A 20,030-nucleotide genomic window follows, 5' to 3' on the forward strand; every position below is an offset into this window, starting at 1 on the left:
CTTACTCCGCAAGTTCGTCGACCAATTGTTGCCAGCTTACGCGGTTGTTCTTTTTCGTTGCCGGCTCCGGCAAACAGTACAGCTGCTGAATAATTTGGCCAGCAATAGACACCGCAACTTCCATCGGCTGCTTACCCGGCACAGAATCAAGCCCTACCGGGCAGTTGAGCGCATTTATGGCATCTGTGCTAAATGCATCACTTTGGAGTCGCTTTTTAAAGCGAAGGGATTTAGTGCGCGAACCAATTAAGCCGATATAGCGGCAGTCTCCTCTGTCCAGGAGTGCTGTGCAAAGCTGATAATCCAGGCTGTGATCATGGGTGAGTACCAGGGCCATGGCCTGGGGTTGCATTATCTCGATATGTTGCACTGGGTTCGGATACACATGACTTTGCGTATTTATTGGTAACACAGAAGGAAACTGTTCTGGTCGATTGTCGATCCAATGAACTCGAAGGTCCAGTTCGCCCACTATTTTTAGAAGCGCATGTGCTACATGACCGGCTCCAAAAATATGGAGCGTATTTTTTGCCGGGATAAAGGTTTCCAGCAAAAGCGTAACCGCGCCACCGCAGCATTGTTGCGTGTTTTGGCCGAGGACGAGTTGTTCTGTGTGTTGCTCAGGTTTACCGGTGCCGAACAGTTCGCGAGCTTTGTTAATGATGAGCCATTCGAGTTTGCCGCCGCCGACCGTATCATAGGTTTCTGTGGCGGTAATAACCATTTTAGTACCCGCGTCACGCGGGGTGGACCCGCGTACTCCCAGCACCGTGGCGATTGCCCAGGGTTGGTTCGCGCGTTCACACAGGGGAATTGCCTGGTGCCATTGCAAGTGCGTCGTCATTAGCAGCTTTCCTCGGTATTCGCCGATTGCTCAGCGTTATAGGCCTGCGCTGCTTGAATTGCGTTTAGTACCTGTTCTGGTGTCGCCGGTGCGTTCAGATCTGGTGTAAACGCGTACTCGCTCACGCTTGCACAGGCGTCGAGTAGCGCGCACCAAACCGAGATCGCCAGCATAAGAGGGGGTTCGCCAACAGCTTTCGAGTGGTATGCCGTCTCTTCGGTATTGGGACGGTCGAAGAGGGCAACATTGAAAATTTCCGGTACATCGTGCGCAGTCGGGATTTTGTAATTCGCCGGACTGTTGGAAATAATACGGCCATGCTCGTCCCACAGCAGTTCCTCGGTAGTCAGCCAGCCCATTCCCTGAATAAAGCCACCCTCGATCTGGCCGATATCAATCGCCGGGTTTAACGAGTGACCAACGTCGTGCAGTATGTCGACGCGAATAACTTTGTATTCGCCAGTAAGCATATCAACAACAACTTCTGATACGGCGGCCCCGTTGGAGAAATAATAGAACGGGCGGCCTTTACCTGTGCTGCGGTCGTAACCAATTTTGGGGGTCTTATAAAATCCGCTCGACCACAGGGGGATGCGGTTCATATAGGCTATTTTGACCAGTTCCTCAAAGGGGATTGTGCGGTCTTTTAACCAAAGGCAATCGTCTTTTAGCGATATGTCGGCAACGGGGACGCGGTAATGCTCACCGGCAAATTCAAACAGCGCGCTTTTAATTTTGTTCACCGCGTCCAGGGCCGCCATGCCGTTCATATCGGTACCTGCCGATGCTGCCGTCGGCGCGGTGTTGGGAACTTTGTCCGTGCGCGTCGCACTGGGGCGAATTCGGCTGACAGAGATGCCCAGGCCTCGTGCGACAATTTGGGCCACTTTGGTAAATAGTCCTTGGCCCATTTCAGTGCCGCCATGGTTCACCATTACGCTGCCGTCCAGAAAAATATGAACCAGCGCACCAGCCTGATTTAGATGCTTCGACGTAAACGAAATACCGAATTTAACCGGGGTTAGGGCCAGGCCCTTCTTTTGCCAGCGACAGGCATTATTGAATTGCTTAACAGCTTGCCGGCGAGCGCGGTAATCCGATTGGGATTCCAACTGCTCGATCAGTTCTGGTAACACATGTTGCTCGACTTTTTGCCCGTAGGGGGTTTCGTCCTGTTCCGCGCAGTAGAGGTTGCGTTTGCGTACATCCAGGGCGTCCAAACCCAGGCGATGGGCGATGGTTTCTATAGTCGCTTCAGTGGTGACCATGGATTTTGGGCCGCCGAACCCGCGAAACGCCGTGTTGGAGACGGTGTTGGTGCGACAACGATATCCGGTAATTTCCGCAGCGTTGAGGCTGTAGGCGTTGTCCGCATGAAACATGGCGCGATCAACAATGCCATCGGACAAGTCGGCGGTGCATCCGCACTTGCCTGCGAGAATCATGCGAGCGCCGAGAATACGACCATCTTCGCTGAAGCCCACATCATACTGGTTCCAAAAATCGTGGCGCTTTCCCGTTTGTACCATGTCGTCTTTGCGGGGCATACGGTATTTCACCGGGCGCTGGTTGCGTGCGGCAAACACCGCTGCCATGCATGCTAAGGCAGCAGATTGTGATTCTTTACCGCCGAAGCCGCCCCCCATGCGCCTGACCTCGGCGGTAACCAAATTCAGTGGTACACCCAATACGTGTGCGACCAGCTTTTGCACTTCGGACGGATGTTGCGACGACGAAAAAACGTGCATACCGCCGTCTTCCTGCGGCACCGCCAGAGATATTTGTCCCTCCAGATAAAAATGTTCCTGACCGCGAATCGACATGGATTTTTGCAGGCGGTTCGGAGCATTTGCCAGCGCGGCCTCGACGTCTCCCATCGCAATACTATGCGTGGCCAACACAAAATCTTCGTGGGCCAGTGCATCCTCGGCAGTAAGCCTCGGTTGGAGTGGTTCGAGCTCAATCTCCGCCAGCGCTACGGCCTGTTGCGCTGCGCGAAAGCTGGTTGCCGCAACAGCAAATATTGGCTGGCCTATATAATTAACCTGTTCACCAGCTAACAGCAGATCTCCGGTGAACACCGGAGAAATATCGGGGTCGCCGGGGATATCCTGTTGCACAATTACATCCACAACCCCTGGCGCGCTGCGCACGGCACTTAGGTCTATGCGGCGAATATTGCCATGGGCAATGGTCGACTGCCCGGTTGCCACATGCAGCTGGTTCGGCCATTCAGGTATGTCATCGACGTAAACCGCTTCCCCGGTCACTTGCTTTTGAGCGGATTCGTGGGCGATGGCAGCTTTACTTGTTGTGGCCTGGTCGGCTGGCCAGCTTTTAGGAAGTTTACGCATAGCCAACTTCCCCTGAATACGCGGTGGTGTGGAGGTCTGGGAGGTGTTCACCGTTGGCCTCGAGCCAGGCTTTGCGCAATAAATTCATCGCGATGGTAAGCCGGTAGCCCGCTGATGCACGCACGTCAGAAAGGGGTTCCAATGTGTCGGCGAGGTTCTGGAGCGCGTTCGCCAGCGCGTTTTCGTTATCCATTGTCTGATCAATCAACGCAGCTTCTGCGGATTTTACCCGCAGAGGCGTAGCCGCCACGCCGCCGTACGCAATACGCGCTTCTTTGAATACACCATTTTCGATGTGAAATCGAAACGCTCCCATCACCGCAGAAATATCGTCTTCATAGCGTTTACTGACTTTATAAAAGCGATGAAAGTGGGTGAGTGCGGCGACCGGTATTCTGACACTTACCAGTAGTTCATTCTTAGCTAGCTGTGTTTGTTTATAGCCAAGATAGAATTCGTCCAGCGGCAAGGTCCTGCGTTGATAGGCGGCATTATTGAGTTCAATAGTCGCATCCATCGCAAGTAATATGGGCGGTGTGTCAGCGATTGGGGAGGCGTTGGCAATATTGCCGCCCAGGGTTCCGCGATTGCGAATTTGCGGAGAAGCCAGCCGTGGCATAAATGCCGTGAGTGCCGGGAATACAGACGAACAACGTTCGGCCAACTGGGTATAGCTCAACCCTGCGCCAAGTACGAGTTTTTTATCGGTGAGGTCAAAAACCCGCAGTTCGCGTATCTGGGTAACGTCGATAAGTTGTGGAATATCGCGGTAGTGCTGTGTCACTTCAAGCATAAGATCCGTTCCGCCAGCGATGGCTCGCGCTGCAGGAAAGGCGCTTTTTAACTCGCTCCACTCAGCAAGCGTCTGTGGCGCGTAGTAGGGTGTATCGTCCAGGGCATCGAGGTTTTCTAGCCAGTGTCGGACTTCGCTGTTGTGCAGTTGAGGCGCCGGTGATTGGCAAGCGGCCATGCCGGCATCCAAAATAGGGCGGTAGCCAGTGCAGCGGCAGAGATTACCTGCAACTGCGCTACTGACGTCCTCTCGTGTCGGCTGCTGGTGAGTGATGTCGGCATTGGTGAACAACGCATTGTGAAACGCGGTAAGCGACATGACAAAACCGGGCGTACAAAAGCCGCACTGTGAACCATGGTATTTAACCATCGCGGCCTGTACTGGATGAATCTGCTCTTGCGCTAGATGCTCGACTGTGACCAGATGTTTGCCAGCGATTGCGCCCAGCGGGGTAATACAACTGTTGATGGTGTGGTAGTTCACCGTGTCTTTTTCCAATTCGCCAACAAGGCAGGTGCAGGCACCACAGTCACCCGATGCGCAGCCTTCTTTGGTGCCGACACTGCGCTTTTGTGTGCGCAGGTAGCTTAAAACAGTGGTCGAAGCATCTTCTAATTCGACAGTAACCAACTCTTGGTTCAACACAAACTTCACAGAGGTTCCTCAATCATTCCCGCCACACCTGAACATGAGTCGGGCTAGTGTGTTGGCCATTTTGCAAAAAGCTGGCCATTCGGTCAGGTTCTTGCAAAGGAGTGCTATGGCGCTACTTTTGGGGGCGTCTCTAAGCGGCGACAGTGTGTTTGATTTACTGTTATTTGTGCTTAAAACAGAACATGCTTGAAGAAAATCGGCGATTTGCGTACAGAATCCGCGGCTGACATTTATTTGTCCTAGTGGTCAAATCTGGTGAAAAGGTGAGTTGGATGCGCACACATTTGGAGTTAAAGGGTCGAGAATGAAAGAAAATGGTTCAGAGCTGTTACAGGGTGCGATCGTCGACGCGAGTGTCGATGCTTCCGCGAACACTACCGTGGATGCCCGCAAATATAAGCGCGGCAGTATTCGCGACAATAATCTGGAGAAGATATTGGACGCAGCGCATGACGAATTTGTGCTTCAGGGCTATTCGGGAGCGAGTATTCAAGCTATAGCGGATCGTGCAGGTTTGCCCAAGGCGAATATTCACTATTACTTCAAGCGTAAAACCAATTTATATGTAGCGGTACTGGATAATATTCTAAGTTTGTGGAATGACTATTTGGACGAGATTGACGTAGATGACGATCCCGCAGAAGTGTTGGATAACCTTATACGCAGTAAGGTCGCATTTTCCTACAGCAACCCTAAAGCGTCGAAACTCTTCGCCATGGAGATTATTCAGGGGGCGCCGCACCTAAAGGATTATCTGCGCAACGAGTTACGGCCCTGGGTGCGCAGTAAAATGAAAGTGTTGGACACTTGGATTGCACAGGGAAAAATGGCAGCCATTGACCCGGTGTATCTGATTTTTTTAATCTGGTCTTCCACCCAGCACTACGCCGATTTCGACACCCAGGTGCTTACGGTCATGAACCGCGCCGAATACGAACAGGAAATGATAGACGATATTGCCAGCTTTCTCAGTGGTGTGATTTTGCGCGGAATCGGTCTCGAGCCGCCTGCGCGCAAAGAGCGAAAAATTAATTAACAGGCTTAGCAAGTAGTTATGACGATCTGGATAAAAGACCCGATCGCTGTTTGGACGGGCAACGATAAAGACGCAAGGGGAGGCGTTGTTGTTTCTGGAGACACGATTGTAGAACTGATACCCGCTGGTAAGCAGCCCCAGCAAGCGTACGATGAAATTTTCGATGCGCGAACCCTGGTTCTGGTTCCCGGGCTGGTCAATTGCCATCATCACTTTTACCAAACCCTTACGAGGGCCTTTCCGGCTGCACTGAACAAAGAGTTGTTTAGCTGGCTGCGCGCGCTCTATCCGGTGTGGGCTGGGCTCGACGAGGCTGCGGTGACCGTTTCGACGAGGCTGGCCTTGGCCGAGCTGATGCTCTCGGGTTGTACACTGGTGTCCGACCACCATTATTTGTTTAACCAGCATATTCAAACCGCGATAGACATCCAGATAGCGGAATGTGAACGCGCAGGTATGCGCGCCGTGCTTACTCGTGGCTCTATGAGTTTGGGAAAATCTGCCGGGGGGCTTCCACCGGATACGGTAGTGCAAACCGACACCGATATTCTTAACGAAAGTGAACGGCTGTTGTGCAAGGTTCGTGATCGGGGGAATACTATGATTCAGGTCGCGCTGGCCCCATGTTCGCCTTTTTCAGTTACTCCGGAGTTGATGGAGTCCAGTGCGGCACTGGCTCGTTCCTATGGGGCCTTGCTGCACACACATTTGGCGGAAACCGAGGACGAAAACGATTTTTGTATCAAACGATTTGGTCTGCGCCCGGTCGATTATCTCGAAAAAGTTGGCTGGTTGGCTGGTGATGTGTGGCTTGCGCACGGAATATTTTTTAACGAAAACGAAATTCAGCGGCTTGGGCGTGCGGGCATTGGGGTTAGCCACTGCCCCAGCTCCAATATGGTCCTGGCGTCAGGTATCTGTGAGGTTAACGCGCTGGAAGCGGCGGGTGTTGCGGTAGGCTTGGGTGTTGACGGCTCGGCTTCCAATGACGGCTCCAACATGATTCAGGAGGTGCGACAAGGTTTTCTGTTGCAGCGATTAAAATATGGAGCGGCGGCAGTGACACACGAGGATGCATTGCGTTGGGCGACAATTGGCGGTGCCCGTGTGGTGGGGCAGGATCAGAGCACTGGGAGTATCGAGGTGGGCAAAAAAGCAGACTTGGCTCTGTTTGCTTTGGATGACCTTCGTTTTTCCGGTGCGGGAGATGCGTTGGCTGCGTTGGTTTTGTGTGGCGCGCACCAGGTTTCGCACTTAATGGTAAATGGTGATTGGCGAGTACGTAACGGCGAAATTCCCGGCCTCGATATCCACCGCTTGCGTGCAGAGCATCAACAAGCGGCGGATCGCCTCGCCGCGCGAGCTTGAACGTTGAATCGACGGCGACGTTCTACGGTTTGGGCGTCGCCACCTTGTATTTATCCCAATCGGTGACCAGCGCGTTCACGACCTGACTGCCGACGCGATAGGCGGTTTCCAATGCGGGCTTGCCATCGTCTGGATAGTCGGCGGTAATGCTCCAGCTGGTCGCCTTATCTGCTGGTGGCATGGAGTAGTTGCTGACGGTGCGCAGGACCATAACGCGATCTGTGTCGACTAAGCCTGTCCGTGCGAGGCGATGTAGCGCAGTCATCGTGCCGCTGTCTTCCATATTGGTCGTCATAAAATTCGCTTTGCCGTTGGTGTACAGTTTCATCCAGTCATTAGCCCACTTATTGAGGTGGCGGCCGTGCCAGTAGGTGCTGGAACTCAGTGTATCGCCAACAGTAACGAAGGGTTCGCGTTTCGCGTTTGGATAGGTGCTGTATTGCTCGCGAAATTCTTTTACCGCTTTAGTGGACTGCAGCGGTGTATTTTTTGTGAGTTGATACGCCCACTGAGTCAGCTCCGGGTTAAGTGTGAAAGCGATGGTGTTGAGGGTCCAGCCGGTGTAAATATCCTTGGGTGTTTCTGCCGGTTTCTTCGCGCCGAGTGGAATTAGGCCGTAAGGCCAGTCCTCGGGCATTTCCCGCGCATCCAGCTCATAGACCAGGTCGCCATCCACAACATAGTTGGCCCAGGCCGCCGAGCCGAGCGAAATGTCTTCCGGGTCGCCTCCAGCAATACCGGCGACTAGCCAGTAGGCTTGACTTAAGTCGAATCGTGGGTCCAAGCCTAACGCCATGATCGATGCGGTCGCGTTGGGAATACCTCCGCCCACACAAATGCCCAGTACACCATCCGCGTTCATCCGCAGAGCGTGCTCGCCCAGAGGAAAAGGCAACTCTTTATCCAGCTTGCTGCGTTCGACCCAAAACTGAAATTCGCCGGGATTGTCTCCGGTGACTTCACCGTTTTCAAACATGGTCACAACTACGACTTTTACCGCAATTTTTTCCACCGCTGGCACCTCTGCATTGACGGCGATACTCAAGAATGCTGCGACACATAGCAGCACGCGTTTATACATCATTCTAGTTTCTCGTTTATCAGGAGTCGGACGAGGAGGGCGTGCGCGACAGAGTGTCCGCAATTTCGCTGCCTTTACCCTGGAGAATTTCCTCCTCGGTTAAGCCACAGAGTTCATGCGGAAAGACCAGCCACTGGTCGGTAGCACGCACGTAGAAATCGGGAGTGATGTTGGTGACATTCCTGGAGGGTTTGTACCAAGGGCACGCAATTTTTATCGTGTGTGGCGTATTGCGGCGGCATTTGGCTTTGATGGTGTCGAGTATGGCTGCAATAGAACGGCCCGAATCGAATACATCGTCGACAATTAAGAGCTCCTGCTCAGCTTCAACGTTCTTTATTACGTAGTCCATTCCGTGTACCCGGATATGTTTATCCTGTTGATCTATTCCCGTGTACGAGGACGTACGAATCGCAATGTGGTCGGTGGAAACGCCTTTGTACTCGAGGTACTCCTGTACCGCGATACCGACTGGAGAGCCGCCTCGCCAGACGCCGATGATAAAGTGCGGTCGAAAGCCGCGGACGAAAATTTGCTCGGCAAGTTTAAATGAGTCCAACAGTAGTTCGTTGGCGGTGATGAATCGTTTTTCCATCGAGTTCCTCGTATAGGCAATTCGCCCCAGAGGTACAGCTGGGGCGAGAGTGGTTCGTATGCAAGCATTATACTCAAGCTGACCATTTGGTCAGAAAAACATGTGTTCAGTGGTGTCTGGCGCTCGGCTGCACGCTCCCCGAGCGCTTGCGTTGGTAGATTTCAAGCGAAATTTCAGCAAACAGCGTTGATTATATTCCAGCGTCTGTGCACACATTTGACGCTTTATTTGTTATTCGCACCGTTTTAATAGTGTATCAGAGGCTCTAGTCTTGCCAAGTCCGGTCTGTTTTTAAACAAATGTAAGCCGCGGCAGACGGTTTGCGCGAGGCGCGGCGGTTTTGTCTGCATCAAACAAAAAGCTGACCATTTGGTTTAGTATTTGCTAAGCACAATTTATTAATAAACGAGAGACGACGAATTAATGAAGAGCCTTGCCCAATATTTTGAATTCAGCAAAGCGGGAACCAATTTTAAAACGGAAACCCTTGCTGGGGTGACCACCTTCTTGGCAATGGCCTATATCACTATAGTCAACCCGGTAATTTTATCTGATGCCGGAATGGATTTTGGCGCGGTGTTTGTCGCGACCTGCCTGGCCGCAGCTTTTGGCTCCATCGCTATGGGATTGCTGGGTAATTACCCCATCGCCCAGGCACCGGGTATGGGGCAAAATGCTTTTTTTACCTACGGTGTCGTGTTAGGTATGGGGCACCCGTGGCCAGTCGCGTTGGGCGCGGTGTTTTTCTCCGGTGTTATCTTCCTGATTCTTAGCGCCTTGCCTGTGCGCGAGTGGTTGATCAACTCTATTCCGAGAAATCTGAAGTTAGGTATATCCGGCGGTATTGGTTTGTTTCTCGGTATTATCGCCCTGGAAAACGCGAAAATCGTGGTAGATAGTCCTGCTACGTTGGTGAAACTCGGTGATCTAAGCCAGTGGGAACCGCTGTTGTGTTTGGCTGGGTTCGCAATTATTACGGCACTGGCCTATCGCAAGCTCATGGGCGCGGTCGTTATTGGTATGTTGAGCGTCACTGTTATTGGCTGGATTACGGGTATCGCAGAGTTTAAAGGCGTAATGAGTTTACCTCCTTCGCCTGCGCCGGTGTTGTTCAAGCTTGATTTCGCGGGCGCATTGGAAGTTGGCATGGTAACGGTGATCATAACCATGTTAATTGTTGATGTGTTCGATACCGCAGGAACGATGGTCGGTGTTGCAAATCGCGCAGGTTTAATTCAGAAAGACGGTTCCTTGCCTCGCCTCGGTAAGGCGCTCTTGTCGGACTCTGGAGCGACAACCTTTGGTGCGCTAATGGGTACATCGTCGACCACCAGTTACATCGAGAGCGCTGCTGGCGTGGAGGCGGGGGGCCGTACGGGATTCACTGCGGTAGTAACCGGCATAATTTTTCTGCTTTGCTTGTTCTTCTCGCCGATCGCGCAAAGTGTGCCTGCATATGCCACCGCAGCGGCGCTATTGTTTGTTGCCTGTTTGATGACTCGAAGCCTGGCTGATCTCAATTGGGACGACCACACCGAAAGCGCGCCTGCGATTATTGCCGCTATCGCTATGCCGTTGGGCTACTCCATTGCCGATGGTATTGGTTTGGGATTTATCTCGTACGCAGTCATTAAGGTGTTAAGTGGACGAATTACCCAATGTCCGCCAGTAGTTTTTGTTGTTGCCGGTATTTTCGCACTGAAATTTTTTTTCCTTTAGTTCACTCTTAGATCTCCTCCTAAGTATTTTCGCCCGTCCACAGTTGTAGATGGGCGTTTTTTTGATTCCTCGCAGAGCCGTGCGGCGCGCCAACTATTTGACCAACTATTTTGCAGGGCGATTTCCCGAGTTGTTTCGACGTGCGACCTAAACGAGCGGTCTGAATTACTTGTGAAACAAGGTATGTTTACATGCGACAACTCTCTATTCTCATTTTTTCGTTGTTTTGTTTTAACAGTGTTAGCGCAAACGCTGGCGAAGCCGCTATTGTGAAACTCGACCAGAATCTCTTTGTCGTGGAGGGAGGCGGAGGGAAGGGTTCGAACGTTGGTGTACTAATCACCGATTCGGGCATGGTATTAGTCGACTCAATGGTTGCAGAGTCCAAAGAGTATTTGCTTACTCAGTTAAAGTCGATTTCCTCTAAGCCCGTGCGATATCTGCTGGCGACACACGATCATTTTGACCATATTGGCAACGCACCACATTTTTTAGGGGAGGGGGCTAGCCTGGTTGGTGGTTCACGTTTCGAGCCGGATTCTCAGCTTGAATTTCTTAGTGTGAAAGGTGTGTTTGGGTTAGAGTTTGCTGACGCTGAAGTTAAAGGCTATACGATCAATTCACATTCCCCCAGTGATGTTCTCTATTATCTTCCAAAGCAGAACGTTATCTTCTTGGGGGATGTTTATACCGATGGCTGGTATCCCTCTTTCTTCTCTGGCGGTATTGGCGGGCAGGTGCAGGCAATTGAGTTGGCCCTGGCGGTGGGAGATGCAAAAACACGGTTTGTTCCGGGCCACGGGCAAGTGGCGGGCGCACAACAGTTGCGCCAATATCTGGAACATACCATGCACTGGGCCAAGCGCATTATGCAGCTGCACGCGAGGGGAGAGTCGCCGCAGCAAATGCTGGGCGATGCTGAGTTGGTTTCCATAAAGGCATCGTTCGCAAACGACAGAACCAATATGACTTTTTTTGATGAGCGCTTTGTGTATTTGGTCAAGCACACTATCGAAGCGGAAGAGGCGCTTCGCAACGCGGCTGAGGCGAGTGATTAACGGCTAGTTCAATGGTGAATCAGTCTGCCCAGTGCGCGATTACTGTCCGCTGTATCCTTGCGAATGGCTGCGTAGTCTGTGGTATTTTCAATCTGGGCCTCGCAGGGAAGCAAGTAGGTTGCCCAAGGGGTTTTTTTTATCCCGTACAGATTGTAGCCGTGTGGGACGATGAGCTTCCTGATTTCGTCGAATGCGGCGGTCTCACGCTTATGGTTTTCGAACACCAATACTTTGCAGTGGCCCTGGCTAAAGCAGGGAGCCAAAGCACGAATAACCTGTGGTTCATAGCCTTCCACATCGAGTTTTATCAGGCTGGGCCATCCGTATTTCGATTGTGAGGCGATGTTTTTAGCGGTTTTAATTTTTATTTTTTCTGTTACATCGGTAGGGCGTTTGTTGCGCAGGTTCAAACTGGCTCTACCTTTGTTGTTCTCTGGAATGGTGAGTTCCAGCTCGGTTTCTGATTCACCAATACCTGCTTGCACGTATTCATAGCCCGTTGAGCAAAGGGTTTGTAAATTATGTAGATTAGTTGGGGCAAGCGAAGCCTGTGGTTCGATAGCGACCACGCGCACGTTATTACGTTTTGCCGCGAGCCCGCAAAAACACGATCCTTTATTCGCCCCGATATCCCAGAACACTTCTCCGTTGCTACCTTCGCAGGCGGCATTCAAAATCTCAACCACTTCGGGGTCGAAGGATTTTAAAATTGCAAAATGCCAGCCTACCAGATCTGATGGGTCGACGATAATATGCTTTCCATTCAGCGCTATTTCGACCAGCATTCCGTCCTGAGTAAACGCCCTGGGTGCGATGTAATCGAGGAGTCTGTGTCGACCGTGTTTAATCGGTAGTGCGCGCAGGAATATTGAAAGTAACTGTTCTGCGAGGGTGAGGGGGCGCACCGTATCCTGTGCGTGAACTGCCACGTTGTCCATACTGGTATCCTTGCAATCATTGCGTTTACGCGGTTAAGGCTCGTTTGCAAGTTTCTTCGATCAACTAGTGCGATCTGTTTTTCACTACTGTCGCAGTTATTTATTATTTGCCGCACACACTATCATCTAGTAAAAAAATGTAAACAGCAAAAACACATTGAGCGACAAAATTGGCGTTTCAATTGAAGGTTTTTTTCGATGGGGTTTGGTTTGGGTGTCGGTAAGATTGTATTGCTCTATACAGTATTGTATTTATTTCTTTATTTGTTTTTATCGCGACGGCCCTAAATGCTAGGAGCCTAAAAGCCGCCGCGGCAAATACACGGATGAATCTATGCGTTACAAGTCGAAACGATCAGCATTCATTACTTTCACCCAGGCGGCAGAAAAATCTTTAACGAATTTCTCTTTCGCATCGTCCTGCGCGTAAACTTCCGCATAGCTGCGAAGAATCGAATTGGAGCCGAAAACCAGGTCAACTCGCGTCGCTGTCCAGTGAACATCGCCAGTAGCTCGATCAACGATCTCATATAAGTTGCTGCCGATTGGCTTCCAGTTGTAGCGCATGTCAGTAAGGTTTGTGAAGAAGTCTGTGCTGAGGGTGCCGACATTCTTGGTAAATACACCGTGCTGGCTGTTGCCGTGGTTGGTACCGAGCACACGCATGCCACCGATTAATGCGGTCATTTCCTTGGCGCTAAGTCCCATTAACTGAGCTCGGTCCAGCATCATCTCTTCGGGTTTAACGGCGTAATCCTTTTTCTGCCAATTGCGGAACGCATCGTGTACCGGTTCGAGCACGTCAAATGTGTCTATATCGGTTTGTTCCTGAGTGGCGTCGCCTCGCCCCGGTGCGAATGGGATGACTATTTCGACCCCGGCATTTTTTGCGGCCTGTTCAACGGCCGCAGTCCCCGCCAGCACGATGAGATCGGCCAGGCTGACAGGCTTTTCCAATTTGCTCTGGAAATCTGACAGCGCTTTAAGCACCCGCTGCAGCTTCTGCGGTTCGTTACCTTGCCAATTTTTGTGCGGTTCCAACCGGATGCGGGCGCCATTTGCGCCACCACGGTTGTCGGAACCCCGAAAAGTTCGCGCACTATCCCAGGCAGTAGTGATGAAGTCGCTTGCGGCAACATCAAGTGAGAGTAAATCGTGCTTAAGTGATGTGATTTCCTGGTCAGAGAGCGTGTAATCGACATTTGGTACCGGGTCCTGCCAAAGCAGATCTTCCTGTGGTGCTTCTGGTCCCAGGTAACGGGCTTTTGGCCCGAGGTCACGATGGGTTAATTTGAACCAGGCGCGGGCGAAAACGTCGGAAAAATACGCGTGGTCCGCGTAAAACTTCTCCGCAATTTTGCGGTATTCCGGGTCCATTTTTATGGCCATGTCCGCATCGGTCATAATGGGGTTGTGGCGAATATTGGGATTTTCAGCGTCGACAGGTTTGTCCTCTTCGGCGATATCGATGGGTTCCCATTGATGTGCACCAGCTGGGCTTTTACGATTCTCCCACTCGTGATTGAGCAGTAAATGAAAATAGCCGTTATCCCACTGGGTGGGGTTAGTGGTCCAGGCGCCTTCGATTCCGCTGGTCACCGTGTCTTTACCGATGCCGCGGCCGGTTTTATTGAGCCAGCCGAAGCCTTGCGCCTCGACATCCTCCGCTTCCGGTTCGGGCCCGAGGTCTTCCGCGCGCCCATTGCCGTGGCATTTACCCACGGTGTGGCCGCCCGCGGTGAGCGCGACGGTTTCTTCATCGTTCATTGCCATGCGAGCAAAGGTTTCGCGCACATCTGCCGCGGTTTTTAACGGGTCGGGTTTGCCGTCTACGCCTTCCGGGTTAACGTAAATTAGCCCCATCATTACCGCAGCCAACGGGTTTTCCAGATCCCGTTCGCCACTGTAGCGGCTGTGTTCGTTTCCACTCGGCGCCAGCCATTCCTGCTCCGAACCCCAGTAGGTGTCTTTCTCGGGGTGCCAGATATCCTCGCGACCACCGGCAAATCCAAACGTTTTTAAACCCATAGACTCATAGGCGACATTGCCGGCCAAAATCATTAAATCCGCCCAGGAGATGGCATTGCCGTACTTTTTCTTGATGGGCCAGAGCAGGCGGCGGGCTTTGTCGAGGTTAGCGTTGTCCGGCCAACTGTTGAGTGGTGCGAAGCGTTGATTACCCGTATTGGCTCCGCCGCGCCCGTCGGCAATGCGGTAGCTGCCTGCGGAGTGCCAGGCCATCCGAATCATCAGGCCGCCGTAGTGCCCCCAGTCTGCAGGCCACCAGTCCTGGTTGTCGGTCATGAGCGCTTTGAGGTCCGCTTTTAATGCGTTGTAGTCCATCCCATTAAACGCATCGGCATAGGTGAAGTCCGGGTCCAGCGGATTGGTCTTGGTATCGTGTTGATGGAGAATGTCCAGGTTGAGCGAATTGGGCCACCAATCCATGTTGTCGTTGCCAGTCGCGGTATTACCGCCGTGCATAACCGGGCATTTACCGGCCGCTTTGGGTGTGTCTGTCATAATGTCTCCTCGTTACAAGCTGGAGAGTGTTGCCCCAGCATTAAGATTTAGTGGCCCGCGAAACTTAAATTACATTTCTACAGTTTTCTGGGCGTTCTACTTAAACGGCTCCGGGCGATGAGTATTTATGCCTGAAGCGGGTAAATGGGGTAAATCAATGTCCGGGCGCTCTCCCGTAAGCGTACTGAGGAAGGCCACAATCTGGTTTATCTCTGTTTCCTTAAACGTACGGCCTAGTTGCAACCTACCCATTAGATCAACGGCTTCACCAAGAGTTTCTGCTTCGCCGTCGTGGAAGTAGGGGTAAGTCAGCTCTACATTGCGCAACGTTGGCACTTTAAACTGGTATCGGTCTGCTTCAATTCCTGTGACATCGAACCTGCCTTGCGATGGAGAGCTCGACTTGTAAGCGCCGAATAATCCCATTTTTTGGTACATGGTGCCGCCAACTGCGGGGCCGTTATGACAGGCGATACATCCGCTGGATTTAAACAGTTCATAGCCTTTGCGTTCGGCGACAGATATCGCATCGTTATCGCCCAAAAGCCATTGGTCGAATCGGGAATTTGGCGTAATCAGGGTTTCCTCAAATTCAGCGATTGCATCCGTCAAATTATTGAGCGAAACATTTTTATCGCCATAGATGGCCTCGAATTGTTTGCGATAACCGGGAATCGACTGGATAACTTCGATTGCAAGATTGTGCGGCATTGCCATTTCCACATTGGCTTGAATCGGGCCTTGGGCCTGTTCCTGTAAATCAGCGGCGCGTCCATCCCAAAACTGAGCAAGTCCATAGCTCGCATTGAATACTGTAGGCGAATTAACGGGCCCTGCTTGCCACTTGTGGCCAACGGACGTTTTCAGGTTGTCGGTACCGCCGAAGGCGAGGTTGTGACAGGTGTTGCAGGAAATTACGCCGGACATGGATAACCGCGGATCAAAAAATAGTTGTTTACCAAGCTCTACTTTAGCAGGCTCAGTGATGCGGACGGGAGCTATAGGGGTGATAGGTTCTTGCCTAGGGGTTGCAATTACAGTTGTGGCGGTGAGTGTGCTTAACGCGGTGATGAAAGCGGTGCTTAGAGTCACAGGCTTCATGGTCTACTCCGTTAGTTTAGATAATGCTAATGTAATGGCTAATATAAAGATCGTGTTTGTTGTGCGCTTGATTCTCATCAAATTTGAAGGGTAATTGGGTGACTTCTTACCGCTCTTAGCAGTTGTCGCTTTAAATCACTTTTTGAGTTCGGGCGCAATACAATGAGATCTATACGTTGGATGAAAAAAATAGCGAGATTGGATGCGTTGTGCTGCAGCTAATTTTGCTGTGCGAGGAAGATTCGCACGGGCAAAAAAACAGCCACAAAAATAGTACTTCCTGGGTTGGCGATAATTATCACAAATAGTTAACTTTTTAAATTTTTGTGGCGGCCGGTTAGAAATGGATAAAAACGCACGACAATAGGAGCTATTTTGTGTCTTGAGGGTTTGTTTTACACTTTGCTCGCACAACGTGCGTGGCGTGGAAAAACTTAAAACAATGTTGGAAGCAGGTGGCTTTTTAATAAAGCCACTTCACAAAAATTCACTGCGGAAAAAGAAAATTTAAAGCGGTGTTAGTGTGGTTGTTATTTCTGTTGTGGATGATTGCCTGGTGTAAATAGGAGCAAGCACGTAGTGTTTTATTGGTTAGTCCAGGTCTGCAGCATTGTGGCGTTCTTTCAACTGGTTTTCTTCTGGCCCCCAAAACCGATTTACTCGTGCACCGCGTTGATACGCTGGACGAGCGAATACTGCTTTGCGCCAGCGCTCCACGTTTGCGTATTCATCAACACTTAAAAATTCGCCTGCGTTGTACAACTCGCCTGCTTGCAGAGCACCATACCAGGGAGCGATTGCCATATCGGCAATGCTATAGTTATTTCCAGCGATAAATTCGGTTTTCGCCAACTGCTTGTCTAAAACATCCAGCTGTCGCTTGGTTTCCATTGCAAAGCGGTCTATTGGATATTCCTGCTTGCTCGGTGCGTAGGCGTAAAAATGCCCGAACCCCCCGCCTAAATAGGGTGCAGAACCCACTTGCCAGGCTAGCCAGTTGAGTGTGTGTGCTCTAGCCGGTTGCCCGGTCGGTAAAAATTCACCAAATTTTTCGGCGAGATAGATCAAAATGGAGCCGGACTCGAACAGTGCGAGAGGAGTATCTGTACTGTGGTCGACCAGTGCGGGAATTTTCGAGTTGGGATTAATTTCCACAAATCCGCTCGAGAACTGATCCCCCGCAGTGATATCGATTAGCCAGGCGTCGTACTCTGCTTCCTTATGACCTTTAGCTAGCAGCTCTTCGAGCATGACCGTTACTTTTACGCCGTTAGGTGTGGCCATGGAATAAAGCTGTAGCGGGTGTTCGCCGCGCGGAAGTTCCTGCTCAAAACGAGCGCCTGCGACAGGCTGGTTGCCAGTGCGAGCAGAAGCCTGTGGTGTGTTGTGGTCTTGCCAAATCCACACTGGAGGTGGGGTATAGCTGTCGGACATGAGATATTTCCCGTAAATTAATTTGGTCTGATGTTGCTTTGTAGAACGCAATGTTAACGGCAGGCTATGCATGCTCAGGTCAAAAACCGCCGCTGTGATGTTTATCGCCATCTTAGATGCTGGCTATGGATCTTTTTAAAACGCATTTCGCCGTCAGGGTGATGATATGGTGTATCATCAGGGCTCGCTGGTCGTTAGGGCGAAGTTGACTGAGTATCAGCGCTGTTGGCAACATTCTTCCTGACAAATGTGATAAAGAGGATGTAGTATGCGTTCTCTGTATGTATCGATGCCAAAAGTGTCTGTACGTTCGAAGTGTCCTTTACTGTGAGCGGCACTGGTTAAAATTCCATCCACCCATTGGAGGTAAAATGCGTTTTTCCTTATTAGCCGCGATGATCAGCACGATTGTCCTCACCACCGGCTGCGAATCTGAACAACCCCAACCCGACGAATCCAAGACTGCGATGCAGCAATCCGCTGACAATATTTTCTTTCACGAGAGCCCTCTGTCTTATCACGCCCCTGAATTCGACAAACTCAAAGTCAGCGATTACGAGCCTGCGTTCGCCAAAGGTTTGAAGGAGCATTCAGCGGAAATTCTGCAGATCGCCAACAACCCTGAGAAACCAACGTTCGATAATACGATAGTGGCGATGGAAAAATCTGGTGCGTTGCTCAGTCGTGTATACACGGTATTTGGCAGCCTTTCAGGGCTGGTATCCAACGACGAATATCGCCGTATTGAATCCGATTTTTCTCCCAAGCTTGCGGAGCACTCGGACAGCATTTTTCTCAACCCTCAATTATTTAAACGTGTAGTGGCTGTGTACGAAAGTCGCGACTCGCTGAATGCGGAAGACCAGCGCTTGGCTGAGTACTACTACAAGCGGTTCGTGCGCGAGGGCGCCAAGCTTAGCCCTTCTGCAAAAGCGCGCGTGATGGAAATTAATACCGAAATCTCGACGCTGCAGACTGATTTTTCCCAGAACATTTTGAAGTCACTGGAAAAAGATGTCGTCCTGGTAAAAGATAAAGCCGAGTTAGCCGGTTTGTCAGAGAGTCAGATAGAATCGCTCGCTGCGGCAGCAAAAAAATCGGGCAACGAGGGTTACCAGATCACGCTGGTAAACACCACACGTCACCCGCTGCTTGGCAGCTTGGAAAATCGCGAACTGCGTAAAAAACTCTGGGAAACCTCCGCTTACCGCGCGATGGATACCAATGGTCCTATCGTGTTGAAGCTCACCAAACTTCGCGCAGAAAAAGCCAAGTTATTGGGTTTTGATACCTGGGCTGCCTATGTCGTTGATAACCAAATGGCGAAAACTCCTGCGGCAGTATTTGGCATTCTCGATGGATTAGCGCCTAAAGCCGTTGCCCGAGCAAAAGAAGAAGCGGCAGACATTCAAGCAGAAATCAAACAGTCTGGTGGGGATTTTACCCTGCAACCATGGGACTGGTTGTTTTATGCCGAAAAAGTACGCCAAGCCAAGTACGACCTGGATGAAAGCCTGTTGAAACCTTATTTTGAGTTCAACACCGTGCTCAACGATGGCTTGTTCTTTGCGATGAATAAGCTTTACGGCATTACGCTCAAGCCGCGCAAAGATCTTCCTGTTTGGGATGAAAATGTTCTGGCGTACGAGGTGTACAACGAAGACGGCAGCACCATTGGCCTGTTCTATATCGATCCTTATGCCCGTGATGGCAAGCGTGGTGGCGCCTGGATGAGTAACTGGGTTGAGCAGAGCGGTCTGCTTGGTGACAAGCCGGTTATCTATAATGCGTTGAACATACCCAAGCCAGCAGAAGGTCAGCCGACTTTAATGACCTTTGATGAAGTGGAAACCATGTTCCATGAATTTGGCCACGCGATCCACGGGCTTTTCTCTGATGTGAAATACCCGAGCCTGGCAGGTACCTCCACCGCGCGCGACTTTGTCGAATTCCCATCGCAAGCCAATGAAGACTGGGATATTGATCCGGCCGTTTTGAAAAACTACGCGAAACATTACGAAACCAGTGAGCCTATTCCTCAGGAATTACTCGACAAAATGCTAAAAGCCCATAAATTCAACTCTGGCTTCAACACGGTTGAATATCTCGCGGCTGCACTGCTGGATATGGAGTGGCACACAATTTCTGCCGACAGCGATATTACCGACGTTGCCGCGTTCGAGAAGAAAGCGTTAGCCAAGCACAAAATCGATTTTGCGCCGGTACCGCCACGCTATAAATCGGCATACTTCAGCCATATTTTTGCCGGTGGATATTCTGCAGGGTATTACGCCTACCTTTGGACCGAGGTCTTGGCCGCAGATGCCTTTGCATACACGCAAACCCTGGGTGGTTTAACCCGCGAGAACGGTGATAAATACCGCGATGCAGTATTGTCGCGCGGTAATAGCCGAGACTTAATGGAAAGCTACGTGGATTTCCGTGGTCAGGAACCAAGTATCGATGCATTGCTGGAGCGTCGAGGCTTGGTAAAATAACGGCGTTTAAACACCTTAGCGAGTTGTAATAAAA

At 51.1% G+C, this 20,030-nt stretch carries 15 protein-coding genes; 6 read left to right on the forward strand and 9 right to left on the reverse strand.

Annotation, left to right across the window (positions count from 1 at the left end; genetic code table 11):
- Position 1: 1 nt before the first annotated feature.
- The 3 genes from xdhC to xdhA are packed head-to-tail and all read right to left on the reverse strand — an operon-like array spanning position 2 to position 4,645.
- Entirely contained in the window at positions 2-844 is an 843-nt protein-coding gene (xdhC, locus tag TERTU_RS09180) for a xanthine dehydrogenase accessory protein XdhC (protein WP_015818730.1), read from the reverse strand.
- Entirely contained in the window at positions 844-3,198 is a 2,355-nt protein-coding gene (gene xdhB / locus TERTU_RS09185; RefSeq protein ID WP_015819784.1) for a xanthine dehydrogenase molybdopterin binding subunit, read from the reverse strand. The genes xdhC and xdhB overlap by 1 nt, the downstream gene beginning before the upstream one ends.
- Complete coding sequence (gene xdhA / locus TERTU_RS09190; protein ID WP_015818421.1) at positions 3,191-4,645, reverse strand: xanthine dehydrogenase small subunit; 1,455 nt, start codon at positions 4,643-4,645, stop codon at positions 3,191-3,193. Before xdhA ends, xdhB begins: the two co-directional genes overlap by 8 nt.
- Before the next feature lie 304 nt (positions 4,646-4,949).
- On the opposite strand from xdhA, the gene TERTU_RS09195 reads away from it, so the two are divergent.
- Positions 4,950-5,681: a TetR/AcrR family transcriptional regulator gene (locus TERTU_RS09195; RefSeq protein WP_015820223.1), complete on the forward strand. Its 732-nt coding sequence runs from the start codon at positions 4,950-4,952 to the stop codon at positions 5,679-5,681.
- A gap of 18 nt (positions 5,682-5,699) precedes the next feature.
- Complete coding sequence (locus tag TERTU_RS09200) at positions 5,700-7,049, forward strand: 8-oxoguanine deaminase (protein ID WP_015818356.1); 1,350 nt, start codon at positions 5,700-5,702, stop codon at positions 7,047-7,049.
- A 22-nt stretch (positions 7,050-7,071) separates the two neighbouring features.
- Here TERTU_RS09200 and TERTU_RS09205 read toward each other — a convergent pair whose 3' ends face one another.
- On the reverse strand, positions 7,072-8,133 hold the full coding sequence (locus TERTU_RS09205) for a purine-nucleoside phosphorylase (protein WP_012779334.1): 1,062 nt from the start codon (positions 8,131-8,133) through the stop codon (positions 7,072-7,074).
- 16 nt (positions 8,134-8,149) lie between these two features.
- Positions 8,150-8,725: a phosphoribosyltransferase gene (locus TERTU_RS09210; protein WP_015819368.1), complete on the reverse strand. Its 576-nt coding sequence runs from the start codon at positions 8,723-8,725 to the stop codon at positions 8,150-8,152.
- Positions 8,726-9,148: 423 nt separating this feature from the next.
- Here TERTU_RS09210 and TERTU_RS09215 point away from each other — a divergent pair, with 423 nt between their 5' ends.
- Together TERTU_RS09215 and TERTU_RS09220 are read left to right on the forward strand one after the other, a co-directional pair.
- On the forward strand, positions 9,149-10,444 hold the full coding sequence (locus tag TERTU_RS09215) for an NCS2 family permease (RefSeq protein WP_015819813.1): 1,296 nt from the start codon (positions 9,149-9,151) through the stop codon (positions 10,442-10,444).
- Positions 10,445-10,635: 191 nt separating this feature from the next.
- The gene (locus TERTU_RS09220) at positions 10,636-11,502 is read left to right on the forward strand and encodes an MBL fold metallo-hydrolase (RefSeq protein ID WP_015820222.1); all 867 of its coding nucleotides are present in this window, start codon (positions 10,636-10,638) and stop codon (positions 11,500-11,502) included.
- Between the two features lie 8 nt (positions 11,503-11,510).
- On the opposite strand, the gene TERTU_RS09225 is transcribed toward TERTU_RS09220, so the two are convergent.
- From TERTU_RS09225 to TERTU_RS09235, 3 genes are all read right to left on the reverse strand, one after another.
- Positions 11,511-12,440 carry an FkbM family methyltransferase gene (locus TERTU_RS09225; protein WP_015820688.1) on the reverse strand — a complete coding sequence of 310 codons (930 nt, stop codon included), beginning with the start codon at positions 12,438-12,440 and terminating at the stop codon, positions 11,511-11,513.
- 339 nt (positions 12,441-12,779) lie between these two features.
- Positions 12,780-14,963, reverse strand: a complete 2,184-nt coding sequence (katG, locus tag TERTU_RS09230; protein ID WP_015819908.1) for a catalase/peroxidase HPI — start codon at positions 14,961-14,963, stop codon at positions 12,780-12,782.
- 96 nt (positions 14,964-15,059) lie between these two features.
- Positions 15,060-15,890 carry a cytochrome-c peroxidase gene (locus TERTU_RS09235; RefSeq protein ID WP_018014490.1) on the reverse strand — a complete coding sequence of 277 codons (831 nt, stop codon included), beginning with the start codon at positions 15,888-15,890 and terminating at the stop codon, positions 15,060-15,062.
- Between TERTU_RS09235 and TERTU_RS09240 the strand changes: the two genes are divergently transcribed.
- Positions 15,889-16,158 carry a hypothetical protein gene (locus tag TERTU_RS09240; protein WP_228378337.1) on the forward strand — a complete coding sequence of 90 codons (270 nt, stop codon included), beginning with the start codon at positions 15,889-15,891 and terminating at the stop codon, positions 16,156-16,158. The genes TERTU_RS09235 and TERTU_RS09240 overlap by 2 nt on opposite strands.
- Before the next feature lie 497 nt (positions 16,159-16,655).
- On the opposite strand, the gene yghU is transcribed toward TERTU_RS09240, so the two are convergent.
- On the reverse strand, positions 16,656-17,609 hold the full coding sequence (gene yghU, locus TERTU_RS09245; protein ID WP_015819821.1) for a glutathione-dependent disulfide-bond oxidoreductase: 954 nt from the start codon (positions 17,607-17,609) through the stop codon (positions 16,656-16,658).
- A 260-nt stretch (positions 17,610-17,869) separates the two neighbouring features.
- Between yghU and TERTU_RS09250 the strand changes: the two genes are divergently transcribed.
- Positions 17,870-19,996: a M3 family metallopeptidase gene (locus TERTU_RS09250; RefSeq protein WP_015818207.1), complete on the forward strand. Its 2,127-nt coding sequence runs from the start codon at positions 17,870-17,872 to the stop codon at positions 19,994-19,996.
- Positions 19,997-20,030: the final 34 nt, after the last annotated feature.

Source organism: Teredinibacter turnerae T7901 (assembly GCF_000023025.1).
In the GTDB taxonomy this organism is placed as follows: domain Bacteria; phylum Pseudomonadota; class Gammaproteobacteria; order Pseudomonadales; family Cellvibrionaceae; genus Teredinibacter; species Teredinibacter turnerae_B.

Coding starts and splice junctions, on each gene's coding strand:
- katG (WP_015819908.1), bottom strand. CDS start 14,963: ATGACAGACACACCCAAAGCGGCCGGTAAATGCCCGGTTATGCACGGC.
- xdhC (WP_015818730.1), bottom strand. CDS start 844: ATGACGACGCACTTGCAATGGCACCAGGCAATTCCCCTGTGTGAACGC.
- TERTU_RS09225 (WP_015820688.1), bottom strand. CDS start 12,440: ATGGACAACGTGGCAGTTCACGCACAGGATACGGTGCGCCCCCTCACC.
- TERTU_RS09195 (WP_015820223.1), top strand. CDS start 4,950: ATGAAAGAAAATGGTTCAGAGCTGTTACAGGGTGCGATCGTCGACGCG.
- xdhB (WP_015819784.1), bottom strand. CDS start 3,198: ATGCGTAAACTTCCTAAAAGCTGGCCAGCCGACCAGGCCACAACAAGT.
- TERTU_RS09205 (WP_012779334.1), bottom strand. CDS start 8,133: ATGATGTATAAACGCGTGCTGCTATGTGTCGCAGCATTCTTGAGTATC.
- TERTU_RS09215 (WP_015819813.1), top strand. CDS start 9,149: ATGAAGAGCCTTGCCCAATATTTTGAATTCAGCAAAGCGGGAACCAAT.
- TERTU_RS09210 (WP_015819368.1), bottom strand. CDS start 8,725: ATGGAAAAACGATTCATCACCGCCAACGAACTACTGTTGGACTCATTT.
- yghU (WP_015819821.1), bottom strand. CDS start 17,609: ATGGCGATAAACATCACAGCGGCGGTTTTTGACCTGAGCATGCATAGC.
- TERTU_RS09250 (WP_015818207.1), top strand. CDS start 17,870: ATGCGTTTTTCCTTATTAGCCGCGATGATCAGCACGATTGTCCTCACC.
- TERTU_RS09200 (WP_015818356.1), top strand. CDS start 5,700: ATGACGATCTGGATAAAAGACCCGATCGCTGTTTGGACGGGCAACGAT.
- TERTU_RS09240 (WP_228378337.1), top strand. CDS start 15,889: ATGGATAACCGCGGATCAAAAAATAGTTGTTTACCAAGCTCTACTTTA.
- TERTU_RS09235 (WP_018014490.1), bottom strand. CDS start 15,890: ATGTCCGGCGTAATTTCCTGCAACACCTGTCACAACCTCGCCTTCGGC.
- TERTU_RS09220 (WP_015820222.1), top strand. CDS start 10,636: ATGCGACAACTCTCTATTCTCATTTTTTCGTTGTTTTGTTTTAACAGT.